Raw genomic sequence first — 14,635 nt, 5'->3', positions numbered from 1 at the left:
ATAAGGCGTTTTTGTGGGATGTGCCATGCATGCACCTACGGCAGGACAGGGCGGCTGCGCGGTATCCAGCTTTCGGTCCGAGTTCTTTCTGCCCTATCAGTCCAGGCCGGATGCAACGCCGGATAGCGCGGCGCCGGCCGACACGGGAATCAGCTATCGGCGGGAACTGCACGGCTCCAATCGGGAGTTCTGCGAAAGTCCGGTGTTCCCGCAATATCGCGACGAAGTCCGAACGCTGTTGGATACCTTGACCGCGTTCACCGTCCATGACGGCATGCCGGTGGATATGCGGGCGGCCATCGCCGACGGTTTCAATCAGCTATACGAGCGGCGCTTTCACACACCGTACGTCGAGCGCTATGCCGAATTGATCGATGGTCCGGGCAAGCGGACGCTGGAAAGCATCTGCACGCTGATCGGCGACGCATCGATCCCGCTGGCCGTGCGGAAGGCCGCGGCGCACAACCTTTCCGAGAACCTGAACGTGTGCCAAGGCGGCACGCTGACCAATCTGGTGATCGCGCAGCGCGACTTGATGATGTCCGCCGGCGGCATACGCGCCAGGCTGTGGAGGACCAAGGACGACTGCGCCCGCGCGGTGCTGCTGGAGACCGCGCACGAGAAATTCCACGCCCGCAAGGAATACATCACCGCCGAAGTGCATTACGTCAACGCCGCCTGGAACCTGCTATCGGGCGAATTCGGCCTGGAGCCGATGAACGACCCCGGCGCCGAAGGTTTGGTGATGGGGGATATGGCGTTCCTGAGTCTGTGCCGCGGCCGCCTGCTGCGCGCGCTTACCCCGGAGAACCTGGCCACGCGGCTTGCCGAAGAATGCCTGGCCTCATTCATGGCCTCCGCGCCGGCGGGCGGCCGCACCGCGCCCTACGGCGAGGGCATTCCGGCATGGTTCGATAGCGCCCTGGACAGCATCCTGCTGGACCTTCGTCTGGGCGCGGATACATTGACGCTCCATGCCTTCGTGCGGCTGGACGAGCTCGGCCAGCGCTACAGATTGAGAACCGACCCCACGCTGGTCGCGGTGGCGCTGCTGGATGCGATCCATGCGCAAGGACTGATGGACCACCTGCCCCAGTACGGCGGCGAGTGGCTGGACGATGACGGCCAGCGCGCGGCGATGCTGGTGCACGGTTCCCTGGTATGGCGATCCACGCCGGTCGGACAGGCGGAAGTACGCCCGGCCTGGAACGGCAGGGAGAGCGCGCCGGACCTGCTCACGATAGAGGACCTGCGCCGATGGAAGACGGTATATGACCCGCCGGGCGGCGGCGTCCCCGCGACCGTCCTGCGGGCCGCGATCAGGGCCGACGAGCCCGAGGCGCTGGCCGCCACGCCGCCCGAATGGCTGATGGACGCCGATACCGCGCTCCTGCTGCTGGCTCGCCTGGGCGATGAGCGGGCAAGCCGCTATCTGGCGACGCACGTGGGCCACTTTATCGACCGTTTTCCGCGCGCCCAGCGGGCGGCTTTCATCGATGGCGCGATGCACCGGGGGGACGCCGCCGCCCTGCTGGCGTGCAACTGGTATCCGGACATGTATGCCTTGCTGAGCGAGACGGCAAGCGATGGCGGTCCGACGCGATTGCAGTGCTGGATGTCGCAACGCAACCCCGCCGCCATCGACGCCGTCCGCACCCTGGCGGAAAACGGCTGGGGCGGCGCGATATGCCCGCCCAGGAAAACCCGTCAGCTGTACCTGCTGATGCGCGGAAGCGACCAAACGCCGATGTTGTACGAAGCCATGGTGCGCGACGATGCGGCCGGCATAAGCGCGTGGCACCAACTGCTGTGTTCGTCCGTTGTGTTGCCCTACGTCAAGACCATGTTGCCGGATCTGCTGGCCGCCGACCGGCAGGCCGGTGTTTCCGCCCTATCCGAGGCGATGCACCAGAACCGCGCGCGGTCCGTTGTCGCCTTTGGCGCGATGCTGACCGACGAGCGGCTGTTGGAGGATATCCGCGGCCAACTGGTCGGGTTGCTGGACGGCACCGGTTCGCGGTTCCTGGCAATGGCGCATCGCGCCAATGCGCTGATGTACGCAATGGACGGCGGCAGCGTGGCTGCCATCGAGGCGTACGGCGAGTTGCTGGTGCACCCCGCCATCCTGCCGAAGATACGCAAGGGTATGCCCAAGCTGTTCGGCGTCCGCGGCGCGCGGGCGGGCAGCAGGGCGCGCACGTATCACCAGTCGCCTTTGTGGTGGGCCATGAACAAGGGGCACGCCGGCGCCGTCGGCGCCTACCGGCGGGTATTGACGCAGGCGCCCGTGCTGGGATGCATGAAGAACCATCTGCCGGCCGTGGTCACGGGCCTGGATCCGACCGGTCGTACGACCGCGCTGCATATCGCGCTGGACAAGGGTTTCCCGGAGGCCATCGATGCCTATCACGCCTTCGTGGCGCATCCGGATATCGTGCCGCACCTCCAGGACGTGCTGCCCGCATTAATGAAAGCCGAGGATAGATGGGGAGCGCCCGGATTGGCCGTCGCGGCGCGCAACGGCCGCGCCCGCGCCGTCGCGTCCTATCATGCGATGCTGGTGGACGACGCCATCTGGCCATGTATCCGCGCCGGTCTGCCGGACCTGCTGAAGGCGCGGCCGGTGGGAGAGGCCTCCGGCCTGGCGCAAGCCCTGGGAGCCGGACATGCGGATGCGCTCAAGGCTTATCACGCGATGCTGGTGGACCGGAAAATCCTGCCGGAAATACAGCACATCCTGCCCATGCTGCTGATCAAGCGCGAGGTATCGGGCATGAGCGGATTGCCACTGGCGGTGCAAGACCGCCACCAGCCGGCGATAGACGCCTATCGCGCGATCCTGGTGGACAGCCGCCTCGAACCGTATATAGGCAAGGCCATCAGTCGGCTCAGTGCGAGAGCCGGCCGATCCGCCACGGGGCGCACGCTGGCGTCCTTGCCGGACGCCGGTCAGCCGGCGCCCTTGTCGGCATGGGAGGCCAAGGTGGACCAGTGGCTGACGTTCTATATCAATAGCCGGCCGGCGCAGCCGGGTTTGTTCCAGCGGATCAGCCTGCGCCTGCAGGAGTGGATGGGGTGACTGCCGCGCGTCCTTATTCCACCGTGATCACGATCGCGACGCGGCGGTTTTCCGCGCGGCCGGCCGCATTGCCGTTGTCGGCCACGGGCCGGCTGGCGCCCAGCCCACGCACCTGGACGTTGGCGGCGGGCATGCCGGCGCTTTTCACGACGTCGGCCACGGCCTGGGCGCGCCGCAGCGACAATTGCTGGTTGTAGTCGGCCGCGCCGACATTGTCCGTATGGCCGTCCAGGCGCATGCGGTCAAGGCCGACTCGCAGCAGGTTGCCGGCCAGGCGCTGCAGGTTCTGGCTGGCTTCCGGTTTGACGACGTAGGCGTCGAAGTCGAACAGCACTTTGTCGGACAGCCCGAGTTCCCAGCCCTCGTCGGTCTGCTTGAAGCCTTCCTGCTTGAGCACGGCGATCTGGGCTGGCGTCAGGCCTTTCTGCACGGTCTGGCAGCCGGCAAGCACCAGTCCCGCGCAGGCCAGCAATGCGATCCAGCGCAGGCAGGCGCCGAGCACGGCGGGTAAACGGCAGGGGCCGGATAGATGGATTGCGGACACTCAAGGACTCCTCTGCGTTGTTAGTTGTAGGCGGTATAGATTTCGCGCGCCGGCCGCCCCCCGCGCCGGCCCGCCGTCGACTGCGTGCCCCCGCCACGGCGTTTCGCGCGGTACATCGCGCCGTCCGCCGCGTCGAACAGGTCGGCGGCATTGCCGGCGTGGTCGGGATACACGGCGATCCCGATGCTCAGCGAACAGATGATGTCCTCGCCGTTGGGAAGCCGGATGGGCGCGCGCATGCCCAGCAGAATGTCGTCGGCGATGCGTTGCGCATCGCTCAACTCGCGCAGCGGCGACAGCATGACGGCGAATTCGTCGCCGCCCAGGCGGGCGACGACGTCGCCTTCGCGCAGCTGGCCGCGCACGCGCGCGGCGATATTGATCAGGACGGCATCGCCGGCGGCGTGGCCCATGCCGTCGTTGATTTCCTTGAAGCGGTCGCTGTCCAGGAACATGATCGCCACCCGCCGGTTCAGCACGGCCGCGTCGTGAATCGCGCGGTCCAGCTGTTCTTCGAAGTGCGCGCGATTCGGCAGACCCGTCAGGCTATCGTGCGCCGCCTTGTGCGCCAGCGACGCGTTTTCGTGCAGCCATTGCGTTTGCCACGCCTCCAGTTCGTCGAGCAGGGCATTGAAGTCCTCGCCCAGCGCGTGCAATTCGCGGATGCGCGCCGGCGGCACCCGGCGGGCGAAGGCGCGTTCGTTGCGTACGGCGTGGGCGACGTCGGCCAGGGCGCGTAGCGGCCGCACGATTTCGCGCGACGTCCGCCGCGAAAGCCAGCTGGCGATCAGTCCGGTGACGAGCACGCACGCCAGCACGCCGCCCAGGCCCTTCAACAGGAAATCGAATAGATTCGCGCCCCGGCCCACCAGCAGCAGATGCCCCACGACCTGTCCCTGGTGCGCGATGGGCGTATAGACGGGCGGCGGATTGAACAGCCGCGCCACCTGTTGGCGTGCCCAAAGCAGATTTTCCCGCGGCGGGTGGTGCCATTCGGCCAGGATCTCATCCCGGGCATCGAAGACGACGGCGGATTGGAGATCTTCCTTGGCGGCAATGGCGCCCAGGATTTCCGTGGCTGCCTGGCGGTCGTGGAATACGGTGGCCGCCTCCACGGTGTATACGATGGATCGAGCGATCAGCTTCTGGTGATGGTCGCTATAGGTTCGCAGGGCGAACAGACCCATCACGGTGACGACGATGCCGGCCAGCCCCACGGCGAACAGGGTCACGGCGAAGTGCAATCTGCGCAGCGCCTGGCGCAGGGTAGGGCGGTTGTAGTCGGGGCGCGCGTTCTTCTTCATGGAGATGACCTGCGACGCGAAAGCTGAAGCACGCTGGGGTTGATGCGAACACCGCTGCGCGCCACAGAATCAAGATTGATCTGGAATCCGACTTGATCGGACTGGACGTCCAGACAGAACATGCCGCCGACGGCGCACTCGGCGTCGTCCTCGACGATGCTGACTACGGGATGGCCGACGATACGCCGCAGAACCTGCTGCCGCGCCTCATTGCTCAAGCCGCCCATGTAGACCGCGTCGCAGTCCCGCGCCAGCGCGGGATCGTCCGCGGCCATGCGCCGCGCCTGTACAACCAGCGCGGGCGGCCGTGCCTCTTCGTCGAACAGGCCGGCCGCGTACGCCGGCTGTCCCGCCACGCACACGCGTATCGCTTCAGGCTGCACAGGCCAGCGTGCATAGCCCAGAATCCCCATGACCACCTGACCTACCATGGCGGTGCGAGCATCCGCGTCGGTCGGCGAGGGGGCGGCGCCCGCGGTCGCATGTGAGACCGCCAACAGCGCAGGCAACCAGAAGCGCCATGCGTGGCGGCCTTTCATGGGAGCGGCAATGGGAGAGGATCCGGGTAAACCGTCGGAGTGTAGATTAGTTTGGTTATTTTTTGTCAAGAGCCGTCAGATCGCCCCGGCCGGCGGCACGATGCGCGAAAACGTCGCGCGTGCCTGCCGGTGGTTCGCGCCGACGTATCCCTGTCCGGCATCACGCGTTACCATGGCGACCGGACTTCAATTCCGGTGGAGGATGCATGATGGCGCTCCTGAAATTCAGCCAGGACCCCGAAGAGCCAGAACTCTGGGCGGTGGAAAACGTCATGTATGCGGTGGATCGTCCTCCCATACACGTTATGGTGCAGACGGACGGCGAAACGCCGTCCCGCGAGTGCCAGAAAGTGCTGCTCGCCCTGCTGGACGGTTTGAACGAGAAAGTCCTGGAGGCCGCCGAGTTGCTGCTGGAGCAGTACTCGCGCGAGGAATGCGAAAAAATGGGCGTAGACCTGGCGCGGCTGCCGCGCAAGGACACGCCGGAGGCCATGGCGGAGGTGGCGGTGCTGCGGGCGCTATGGCTCTTCGACGAAAGCGGCGAGGACTACGAGCTGTGGTTCACGGTGCCGTGGGACCAGGAACATACCTACGACGTCGAATTCGAGGGCGGCGAAGCGGTCGCCTGTACGATCAACGAATAGCCGGGGTCACTGCCCGGCGCCGGACGGCGTGCCGCCCGTCGCGGCGGTCGCCGCGGTCGATGCGGCCGGCGATGTGCCGGCGGCCTCCTCTTCGGCATTGGGTCGGGTGCGGTCCCGCAGATATTCCACCGGGACACCCGGATTCACCTGCGTGACGCGGTCGCGCTGGATGCGCGACGACACGAAGCCGACCTTTTTGGTGGCGGCCCCCTGTAGCAGGACGGACAGGATCGCCCCTTTGTCCTGAATCCATTGCGTCTTGCCGCGCAGCAGCCTGACGGCGTCTTCAGCCGGGCCCAGCTTGAACGTGGCGCCGCTGATGGTGGTCGTCTTCCGCGCGGCGAAGTCCGCCTCCGTCAGGGTGGTCATCGATATCGCGTCCAGATTGTTGCTCATGCTGTCGATCCGGTACACGAAGTTGATCTGCGTGTGGGGATCCTGGATCACGATGAATTTTTCCGAGCCGGAAAAATCGCCCAACTGGCCGACGATGATGGATTCGACCCATTGGTTGCCGCGTTTTTCCTCGGTGTAGAGGAAAACGGTGGGCGGAGCGGATGTGAAATTCTGCGTCATGGCGTAAGAAAAGGGCCGGCCCGAGGGGGCACGATGGCGCGGGTGCTCCCGGCGCGGACGCGCGGGAGTTTACCCGGGATCGAGCCCGCGTGGCGTCGCGGCTTGCTTACGATGTGGCCCCCGATGTGGCCCCCGCCGCGGCGCCGCCGCGGACTTATTGCCCTTGCGCGCGGCGCTGGTTCAGTTGATCCAGGCAGACGCCGACCGCCTGCCGCATTTTCTCCGCCGAGGTGGCTTCGCGGTCGGCGTCGTTGCGGCATTGGGTGTACAGGCGCAGGCTTTCCGGCGTGTCCCGCACGGGCGGCGGCGGGGGCACGGCGGGCGCTTGCGGCGTCACGGTCATGCGCAGGGTGGAAGGGGGCGACAGGCTGCCATCATGGCCGGGAAACTGCTGTTCCTGCGTGGTCTGGGCCGAGGCCGCGCCGGCGGCGGCCCACATCAGGGCGATTGCGATCGCGGATCTCACGCGTGTATTCATGCTGTCCTCTGGGATGCGCCGGCATGCGCCGGACGAGGTGGGCCGTAGTGGGGCCGGTGGCCGGCCCGCCAGGGTAAACCGTATCGCAAGGGTCTTGCCCGAGCTTAACAGGCGTAAGACACCGTGGTCGCCGCCAGGTTCATGGATCGCCCCGGGGAGCGCCGGAGCATGGCCCGGGTATGGCCGGCCAGGACCTGGGGTAATGCCCGGAAACAATCGCGCGCGCGGGCTAGGGCCTTCGTCCCAAGACCTTTCCTTTCAGCCCCGTTAAAATCGCCCGGTTCGGCCGACCGCCGCCAAAATTCATCATTACTCAATCATCGCCTACCAGGAGGACCTCATGGCCCTAGTTTCCATGCGCCAGCTGCTCGATCACGCCGCCGAAAACGGTTACGGCATCCCGGCGTTCAACGTCAACAATCTGGAACAGGTCCAGGCCATCATGGAGGCTGCCGACGAAACCAACAGCCCGGTGATCATGCAGGCCTCGGCCGGCGCCCGCAAATACGCCGGCGAAGGCTTCCTGAAGTACCTGATCCAGGCGGCCGTCGAGTCCTACCCGCACATTCCCGTGGTCATGCACCAGGACCACGGCCAGTCGCCCAAGATCTGCCAGGGCGCCATCGACCTGGGCTTTTCCAGCGTCATGATGGACGGCTCGCTGAAGGAAGACGGCAAGACCATCGCCGACTACGACTACAACGTCGAAGTCACCCGCAAGGTCGTCGAAATTGCCCACAAAGTGGGCGTGACGGTCGAAGGGGAGCTGGGCTGCCTGGGCTCGCTGGAAACCATGAAGGGTGACAAGGAAGACGGCCACGGCGCCGAGGGCACCATGACCCGCGAGCAGCTGCTGACCGACCCGGAGCAGGCCGCCGACTTCGTCCGCAAGACCCAGCTGGACGCCCTGGCCATCGCCATCGGTACCAGCCATGGCGCCTACAAGTTCACCCGCAAGCCCACCGGCGACATCCTGTCCATTTCCCGCATCAAGGAAATCCACCGCCGCCTGCCCAATACCCATCTGGTGATGCACGGCAGCTCCAGCGTGCCGCAGGACCTGCTGGCCGAAATCCGCGAATTCGGCGGCGACATGAAGGAAACCTACGGCGTGCCGGTCGAGGAAATCCAGGAAGCCATCAAGTACGGCGTGCGCAAGGTCAATATCGATACCGATATCCGCCTGGCCATGACGGGCGCGATCCGCCGCTTCTTCGCCGAGAATCCCTCCAAGTTCGACCCCCGCGAATACCTGAAGCCGGCGCGCGCCGCCGCCAAGGCCATCTGTGTACAGCGCTACACGGAGTTCGGGACCGCCGGCAACGCCAGCAAGATCAAGGCGGTGCCGCTCCAGGAAATGGCCCAGCAGTACGCGGGCGGCAAGCTGGCGCAGGTCGTGCAGTAAACTGCGCGCATCCGTCGGCATTTATTTTCTTCGGACATTCCCGCCGGACCGCGCGTCCCGCGGGAATGTTTCATTTCCGCCATAGGCCTCCCGTGACATCAGCCCTGCATCAATCCAGTATCCGATCGCTGCCCCTGCTCGGGCGCGGCAAGGTACGCGACATGTACGCTGTCGGCGACGACAAGCTGCTTATCGTCGCGACGGATCGTATATCCGCCTTCGACGTCATTCTTGACGATCCCATCCCCGGCAAGGGCCAGGTGCTCACGGCGCTGACCGAGTTCTGGCTGTCCAGGCTCGGGCACGTCATTCCCAACCATTCCACCGGTATCGCGCCGGAGGACGTGGTGGCGCCGGACGAAGTCGAACAGGTCAAGGGCAGGGCGGTGGTCGTCAAGCGGCTCAAGCCCATCCTGGTCGAGGCCGTCGCGCGCGGGTATCTGATCGGTTCCGGCTGGAAGGACTACCAGGCCACCGGGGCGGTATGCGGCATCGCGCTGCCGGCGGGCCTGCGGCAGGCGGAAAAGCTGCCCCAGCCCATCTTCACGCCGGCCGCCAAGGCGGAGTTCGGGACCCACGACGAAAACGTCGATTTCGACCACGTGGTGCGCGAGGTCGGCCGGCAGATGGCCGAGCGCATCCGCGAAGTGACGCTCGCCTTGTACGCCGAGGCGTCCGCGTTCGCGACGACCAAGGGCATCATCATCGCCGATACCAAGTTCGAGTTCGGGCTGGACGGCGACGGCGCCCTGCATCTGATGGACGAAGTGCTGACGCCGGATTCGTCGCGGTTCTGGCCCGCCGACAGCTATGCCGTCGGCATCAGCCCGCCTTCCTTCGACAAGCAGTTCGTGCGCGACTGGCTCGAAACGCAGCCCTGGGACAAGACCCCGCCCGCGCCCCGGCTGCCCGCCGAGGTCATCCGCAAGACCGCGGAAAAGTACCGCGAGGCGCTGGACCGGCTGACCGCCTGACCGCCTGACCGGTCGCGCCGGGCGGCATGAAGTCGTCTTTCCGTCGAGGATCATATATAGTGCCGCGCAGCCGCGCCCCGGGTGGGGGGCGACAAGCAAGGGAGTGGCGCTGACATGATCATGATGCTGCCGTTTGTACTCGGCACGCTGGCGGTGTGGTTCGGTATCCGGGGCAGGCGATCCGCCTGCTTCGCGCTTTGGATCGTGACCCTGATGGTCTTCGCCGCCTGGGCGAACCACCACATGACCGACGCCCTGCGGCTGTCGCTCTAGGACGACGACCATGCAATTCGCTTCCCGGGCCTCGCATCCCGCCTCGGCCCTGCTGAATGCGCTGGCGCTGCTGGCCATCACCGGCGCGCTGGTCCTGGCCTTCGGCTGGCAGATCTTCTTCAACGAATTGCCGTGTCCGCTGTGCCTGTTGCAACGGCTGGCGCTGGTGCTGGCGGGCGCGGGGCTGCTGCTGAACCTGCGCTTCGGCGCATCGCCGGCGCATTACGCCATGGTCATCGCCGCGGCGCTGGCCGGCGCCATCGTGGCCGCGCGCCAGATGATGTTGCACCAGGCGCCCGGCGATCCGGGCTACGGCTCGACACTGCTCGGCATGCATTTCTATACCTGGGCGCTGGTGGCTTTTGTGGCGCTGATCGCCTATTGCGCCGTGATGCTGGCCCTGGACCGCCGGGCGGGAGACAGCGGCCAGCCGCGGCGCGCCGGCATCGTGGCCGGGGCCGTCATGTGGCTGTTTTTCCTGATTGTCCTGGTGCATGCCGCCAGCACGACCCTGGAATGCGGCCTGGGGCCTTGTCCGGATAATCCCACCACGTATCAGTGGCTGCCCGCGGTCGGCGGATGACGGCCCGCCAGGGCGGGTAAAATCGAGAACTTTCCTCGTCGCGGACCGGCGGCGTCGATCGCGCCGCCGGCGCCGTTCGGCCCCCGGGGGGCCGCGCATGCGCATTGGCGCGGCGCTGCTTACCGCACTGCCTTTAACCACCCTATGACCGCCAAATCCACCTCTACGCCCGCGCCGACGCCTCTGGTCGGCGTCATCATGGGTTCTTCCAGCGACTGGGAAGTCATGAAGCACGCCGTCGCCATGCTGGACGACTTCGGCGTTGCCTGCGAAGCACGCGTGATTTCCGCGCACCGCATGCCGCTGGATATGGCGGACTACGGCGCGGCGGCGCGCGGCCGCGGGCTGCGCGCCATCATCGCCGGCGCCGGCGGGGCGGCGCATCTGCCCGGCATGATGGCCGCGCTGACCGAAGTGCCCGTGTTCGGCGTGCCGGTGCCGTCCAAATATCTGCGCGGCGAAGATTCGCTGCTTTCTATCGTGCAAATGCCCAAGGGCGTGCCCGTGGCCACATTCGCCATCGGCGAAGCCGGCGCCGCCAACGCGGCCCTGCACGTCATCGCGAATCTGGCCACGACCGACGATGGCCTGCATGCGAAGCTGGTGGCGTTCCGGGCGCGCCAGACGCAGGCCGCCCGCGATATGCAAGTACCTCCCCCGGGAGCGCAGGCATGATGGCACAGATCGATTCCAAGACCGCTTCCGGCATGATCGTCGAACCCGGCGGCTGGCTGGGCCTGCTGGGCGGCGGACAATTGGGCCGCATGTTCTGCCATGCCGCGCAAAGCCTGGGCTACAAGGTCGCCGTGCTGGATCCGGCCGCCGACGGCCCGGCCGCGATGGTGGCGGACCGCCACATCCACGCCGCTTATGACGATCCGGCGGGGCTGGAAGAGCTGGCGCGTACCTGCCGCGCCGTGACCACCGAATTCGAAAACGTGCCCGCCGACAGCCTGCGCGCCCTGGCGGCGCGCTGCCGTGTCAGTCCGTCCGCCGACGCCGTCGCCGTGGTGCAGGACCGCATCGCCGAGAAGGCCTTCATCGCCGGGCAGGGCATCGCCGTCGCGCCGCACGTCGCGGTGCGCCAGGACGCCGACCTGCGCGATGCCGCCGATACGCTGTTCCCCGGTATCCTGAAGGTGGCCCGGCTGGGCTATGACGGCAAAGGGCAGGCGCGCGTGCAGACCCGCGAGCAGGCGCTGGCGGCGTTCGAGGCCTTCGGCCGCGTGCCCTGCGTGCTGGAAGCCCTGCTGCCGCTGGACCACGAGATTTCCGTGGTGATCGCGCGCGGTTTCGACGGCGCCACCGTCATGTTTCCCGTGGCCCGCAACGTGCATCGCGATGGCATCCTGGCCGTATCGACGGTGGATCGCGCGGCGCTGTCCGGTCCCGACGCGGCGCTGGAGCGCGCCGCCGGCGACGCCGCCCTGCGCATCGCCGCCGGCCTGGATTATCACGGCGTGCTGTGCGTGGAGTTCTTCGTCTTGCGCGATGGGGCGCTGCTGGTCAACGAGATCGCGCCGCGTCCGCACAACAGCGGCCACTACACCATCGATGCCTGCGTCACCAGCCAGTTCGAGCAGCAGGCGCGCGCCATGGCCGGCCTGCCGCTGGGCGCCACGGACCTGCTGGCGCCGTCGGTGATGCTGAATATCCTGGGCGACATCTGGTTCGCGCCCGCGGACGGCGGCAACGAAGCGCCAGGCCAGGCCGCCGCAGCGCAGCGCGAGCCCGATTGGGTCGCGGCACTGTCCGTGCCCACCGCCAAGCTGCATCTCTATGGCAAGCACGACGCCCGCCGCGCTCGCAAGATGGGCCATGTGACCATCGTCGCTCCCACCATGTCGCAGGCCAAGCGCGACGCCGCCCGGGTGGCGTCGGCGCTGGGCATTCCGGCGCCCTGAGCAGGATCCCATCATGACGCCGCCGACCGACATCGAAGCCAGCGACGAGCAGATCGAGCACGCCGCGCGTGTCCTGGCGGCGGGCCAGCTGGTGGCGTTTCCGACCGAAACCGTCTACGGGCTGGGCGCCGATGCGGAAAACCCGCTGGCGGTGGGGCGCATCTACGCCGCCAAGGGCCGTCCTTCCAGTCATCCGGTCATCGTGCACCTCGCGCCCGAGGCCGATCTGTCGTATTGGGTGGCGGATATTCCCGCGCAGGCGCGGGCCTTGATCGATGCCTTCTGGCCGGGCCCGCTCACCTTGATCCTTAAGCGCGCGCCGCGCATCGATCCGGCGGTCAGCGGCGGCCAGGATAGCGTGGGCGTACGCTGCCCCTCGCATCCGGTGGCGCAGCGGCTGCTGCGCGCTTTCGCCGCCCTGAATCCCAGTGGGCAAGGGGGAGTCGCCGGCCCGTCGGCCAATCGTTTCGGCCACGTATCGCCCACGCGCGCCGAGCACGTGCGCGCCGAATTTCCCGATGAGGTCGCCCGGGGCATGCCGGTGCTGCAGGGCGGGGCCTCCGCCGTGGGCATCGAGTCCACCATCGTGGATTTGTCCCGTGTGGACCAGGGGATGGGACCGGTGCTGCTCAGGCCCGGCCATATATCGGCCGACGATATCGCCCGTGTGCTGGGCAGCCCGCCCGCGCTGCCTGACGCGGCGGCGCCGCGCGCGTCGGGCACGCTGCGCGCCCACTACGCGCCGCACACGCCGCTGGCGCTGGTTACGCGGGAACAGCTGGAAGCAGCCGCGGTGGGAATCGGCCTGCCGGAAGACGGCCGCGTCGTGGCGGTTGCCTATACGCCGCGGCCCCTGGAGATGGATCCCCGCCTGGTCTGGCAGCCCGTGGCCGCCGACCCGGCCCGCTACGCGCAGGCACTGTACGCGGTGCTGCGCGAACTGGACGGCATGGGCTATCGCCACATTCTGGTCGAAGCGCCGCCGCGGACGCCGGAATGGGCGGCCGTGAACGACCGCATCGGCCGCGCCGCGGCGGCGTTCGAGTTCTGATCTCCGGCGCCCCGGCGCCCCGGCGCCCCGGCGCCCCGGTACTCCGGTACTCGGGCACTCCGGCACCCCGGCGCGGGGCATGGCGCCCGCCGCCGCCCACGCTAAGTGTTCCACCTAATTGCCGCGCGCTCCGCCGCGGCTTACGCTGCGCCGCCTACATGCAAGATCGGCCGGCGGCTAGCCCGGCGATACGGCTTGCCGTGCTCACAAGGCCGGCGAGCGCCCACAAGGAGAACACCCATGAAGAAGTTTCTTGCTTTGACCGCGGGCGCCCTGGCGCTGGCGGGCGCCGCGCACGTCGCGGTCGCGGGGCCGACCCTGGATGCGGTCAAAAAGAAAGGATTCGTGCAATGCGGCCTGAGCGACGGCGTCACCGGCTTCAGCGCGACCGACAGCAAGGGCGAATGGGCGGGCATGGACGTGGACATCTGCCGCGCCATCGCGGCTGCCACGCTGGGCGATGCCAGCAAGTTCAAGGGCACGGCCCTGTCCACGCAGCAGCGCTTCACCGCGCTGCAATCGGGCGAAGTGGACGTCCTGCTGCGCACGGTCACGCTGACGCAGACGCGCGATACATCGCTGGGCCTGGCGGCCGTGGCGGCCAGCTTCTACGATGGGCAGGGCATCCTGGTACGCAAGTCGCTGAACGTGAAGAGCGCCAAGGAACTGGACGGCGCGACGATATGCGTGCAGCCGGGCACGACGACGGAGCTCAATCTGTCCGACTGGTTCCGCGCCAACAATATCAAGTTCACGCCGGTGGTCATCGACAAGGTGACCGAAGTCGTGCGCGCGTTCGAATCGGGGCGCTGCGATGCCTTTACGGACGACGCTTCCCAGCTGGCCGCGGTGCGCGCCTCGCAAGTGGCCAATCCCAATGACTACGACATCCTGCCCGAGCGCCTTTCCAAGGAACCGCTGGGACCGATGGTGCGGCAAGGCGACGAAAACTGGCTGGGCATCGTGCGCTGGACGCTGTTCGCGCTGCTGGAAGCGGAGGAATACGGCATTACGCAGAAGAATGTCGACCAGATGCTCAAGAGCAGCAATCCCAATGTCCTGCGCATCCTGGGCGTGACGCCCGGCGCCGGCAAAAACATGGGCCTGGATGAAAAGTGGGCCTATAACGCCATCAAGGCCGTGGGCAATTACGGCGAAATCTTCGAGCGCAACGTCGGCGGCGGCAGCAAGCTGGGGCTTAAGCGCGGCGTCAACGCGCTGTGGAACCAGGGTGGCGCCATGTATCCGTGGCCCATACGCTGACGCGGCTTCACGGTCCCG

14 protein-coding genes and 1 pseudogene are annotated in these 14,635 nt (G+C 67.2%); 10 read left to right on the top strand and 5 right to left on the bottom strand.

Going from position 1 to position 14,635, the window contains the following annotated elements; all coding sequences use genetic code 11:
* The first annotated feature begins 25 nt into the window (after positions 1–25).
* Positions 26–3,079, top strand: a complete 3,054-nt coding sequence (locus ACNA0R_RS07305; RefSeq protein ID WP_415825286.1) for a hypothetical protein — start codon at positions 26–28, stop codon at positions 3,077–3,079.
* Positions 3,080–3,092: 13 nt separating this feature from the next.
* Here the strand turns inward: ACNA0R_RS07305 and ACNA0R_RS07300 are convergent, their stop codons facing one another.
* The 3 genes from ACNA0R_RS07300 to ACNA0R_RS07290 are packed head-to-tail and all read right to left on the bottom strand — an operon-like array spanning position 3,093 to position 5,358.
* Positions 3,093–3,623, bottom strand: a complete 531-nt coding sequence (locus tag ACNA0R_RS07300; RefSeq protein ID WP_415825285.1) for an outer membrane lipoprotein YfiB — start codon at positions 3,621–3,623, stop codon at positions 3,093–3,095.
* A 20-nt stretch (positions 3,624–3,643) separates the two neighbouring features.
* Entirely contained in the window at positions 3,644–4,927 is a 1,284-nt protein-coding gene (locus ACNA0R_RS07295; RefSeq protein WP_415825284.1) for a diguanylate cyclase DgcN/YfiN, read from the bottom strand.
* Entirely contained in the window at positions 4,924–5,358 is a 435-nt protein-coding gene (locus ACNA0R_RS07290; protein ID WP_415825283.1) for a regulatory sequestration protein YfiR, read from the bottom strand. Before ACNA0R_RS07290 ends, ACNA0R_RS07295 begins: the two co-directional genes overlap by 4 nt.
* 314 nt (positions 5,359–5,672) lie before the next feature.
* On the opposite strand from ACNA0R_RS07290, the gene ACNA0R_RS07285 reads away from it, so the two are divergent.
* Entirely contained in the window at positions 5,673–6,110 is a 438-nt protein-coding gene (locus tag ACNA0R_RS07285) for a hypothetical protein (RefSeq protein ID WP_415825282.1), read from the top strand.
* A 117-nt stretch (positions 6,111–6,227) separates the two neighbouring features.
* Here the strand turns inward: ACNA0R_RS07285 and ACNA0R_RS07280 are convergent.
* Positions 6,228–6,686 (bottom strand): annotated as a pseudogene (locus ACNA0R_RS07280) (hypothetical protein); the annotation flags it as partial.
* Positions 6,687–6,840: 154 nt separating this feature from the next.
* Positions 6,841–7,152 (bottom strand): hypothetical protein, encoded by a 312-nt coding sequence (locus tag ACNA0R_RS07275; protein ID WP_415825281.1) that lies wholly within the window; start codon positions 7,150–7,152, stop codon positions 6,841–6,843.
* Between the two features lie 352 nt (positions 7,153–7,504).
* Between ACNA0R_RS07275 and fba the strand changes: the two genes are divergently transcribed.
* The 8 genes from fba to ACNA0R_RS07235 all read left to right on the top strand — a co-directional run bounded on the left by fba (position 7,505) and on the right by ACNA0R_RS07235 (position 14,617).
* Positions 7,505–8,569, top strand: coding sequence for a class II fructose-bisphosphate aldolase (gene fba, locus ACNA0R_RS07270; protein ID WP_415825280.1), 1,065 nt, complete (start codon positions 7,505–7,507; stop codon positions 8,567–8,569).
* Between the two features lie 92 nt (positions 8,570–8,661).
* Positions 8,662–9,543: a phosphoribosylaminoimidazolesuccinocarboxamide synthase gene (locus ACNA0R_RS07265; RefSeq protein WP_415825279.1), complete on the top strand. Its 882-nt coding sequence runs from the start codon at positions 8,662–8,664 to the stop codon at positions 9,541–9,543.
* A 114-nt stretch (positions 9,544–9,657) separates the two neighbouring features.
* Complete coding sequence (locus ACNA0R_RS07260; RefSeq protein WP_415825278.1) at positions 9,658–9,816, top strand: DUF5993 family protein; 159 nt, start codon at positions 9,658–9,660, stop codon at positions 9,814–9,816.
* Between the two features lie 10 nt (positions 9,817–9,826).
* Entirely contained in the window at positions 9,827–10,399 is a 573-nt protein-coding gene (locus ACNA0R_RS07255; protein WP_415825277.1) for a disulfide bond formation protein B, read from the top strand.
* A 144-nt stretch (positions 10,400–10,543) separates the two neighbouring features.
* Positions 10,544–11,074, top strand: a complete 531-nt coding sequence (gene purE / locus ACNA0R_RS07250; protein WP_415825276.1) for a 5-(carboxyamino)imidazole ribonucleotide mutase — start codon at positions 10,544–10,546, stop codon at positions 11,072–11,074.
* Positions 11,074–12,303 (top strand): 5-(carboxyamino)imidazole ribonucleotide synthase, encoded by a 1,230-nt coding sequence (locus ACNA0R_RS07245; RefSeq protein ID WP_415825556.1) that lies wholly within the window; start codon positions 11,074–11,076, stop codon positions 12,301–12,303. Before purE ends, ACNA0R_RS07245 begins: the two co-directional genes overlap by 1 nt.
* Positions 12,304–12,316: 13 nt before the next feature.
* Positions 12,317–13,354, top strand: coding sequence for an L-threonylcarbamoyladenylate synthase (locus tag ACNA0R_RS07240; RefSeq protein ID WP_415825275.1), 1,038 nt, complete (start codon positions 12,317–12,319; stop codon positions 13,352–13,354).
* A gap of 240 nt (positions 13,355–13,594) precedes the next feature.
* Positions 13,595–14,617: an amino acid ABC transporter substrate-binding protein gene (locus ACNA0R_RS07235; protein ID WP_415825274.1), complete on the top strand. Its 1,023-nt coding sequence runs from the start codon at positions 13,595–13,597 to the stop codon at positions 14,615–14,617.
* Positions 14,618–14,635 lie beyond the last annotated feature (18 nt).

This window comes from Bordetella sputigena (genome assembly GCF_965137885.1).
Lineage (GTDB): Bacteria > Pseudomonadota > Gammaproteobacteria > Burkholderiales > Burkholderiaceae_B > Bordetella_C > Bordetella_C sputigena.
This window is presented reverse-complemented; position numbering and strand designations above follow the sequence as displayed.

Excerpts from the sequence above, each read along its gene's own strand:
- ACNA0R_RS07260 (WP_415825278.1), top strand. The coding sequence starts at position 9,658 with ATGATCATGATGCTGCCGTTTGTACTCGGCACGCTGGCGGTGTGGTTC.
- purE (WP_415825276.1), top strand. The coding sequence starts at position 10,544 with ATGACCGCCAAATCCACCTCTACGCCCGCGCCGACGCCTCTGGTCGGC.
- ACNA0R_RS07285 (WP_415825282.1), top strand. The coding sequence starts at position 5,673 with ATGATGGCGCTCCTGAAATTCAGCCAGGACCCCGAAGAGCCAGAACTC.
- ACNA0R_RS07245 (WP_415825556.1), top strand. The coding sequence starts at position 11,074 with ATGGCACAGATCGATTCCAAGACCGCTTCCGGCATGATCGTCGAACCC.
- ACNA0R_RS07240 (WP_415825275.1), top strand. The coding sequence starts at position 12,317 with ATGACGCCGCCGACCGACATCGAAGCCAGCGACGAGCAGATCGAGCAC.
- ACNA0R_RS07290 (WP_415825283.1), bottom strand. The coding sequence starts at position 5,358 with ATGGTAGGTCAGGTGGTCATGGGGATTCTGGGCTATGCACGCTGGCCT.
- ACNA0R_RS07305 (WP_415825286.1), top strand. The coding sequence starts at position 26 with ATGCATGCACCTACGGCAGGACAGGGCGGCTGCGCGGTATCCAGCTTT.
- ACNA0R_RS07235 (WP_415825274.1), top strand. The coding sequence starts at position 13,595 with ATGAAGAAGTTTCTTGCTTTGACCGCGGGCGCCCTGGCGCTGGCGGGC.
- ACNA0R_RS07295 (WP_415825284.1), bottom strand. The coding sequence starts at position 4,927 with ATGAAGAAGAACGCGCGCCCCGACTACAACCGCCCTACCCTGCGCCAG.
- ACNA0R_RS07255 (WP_415825277.1), top strand. The coding sequence starts at position 9,827 with ATGCAATTCGCTTCCCGGGCCTCGCATCCCGCCTCGGCCCTGCTGAAT.
- fba (WP_415825280.1), top strand. The coding sequence starts at position 7,505 with ATGGCCCTAGTTTCCATGCGCCAGCTGCTCGATCACGCCGCCGAAAAC.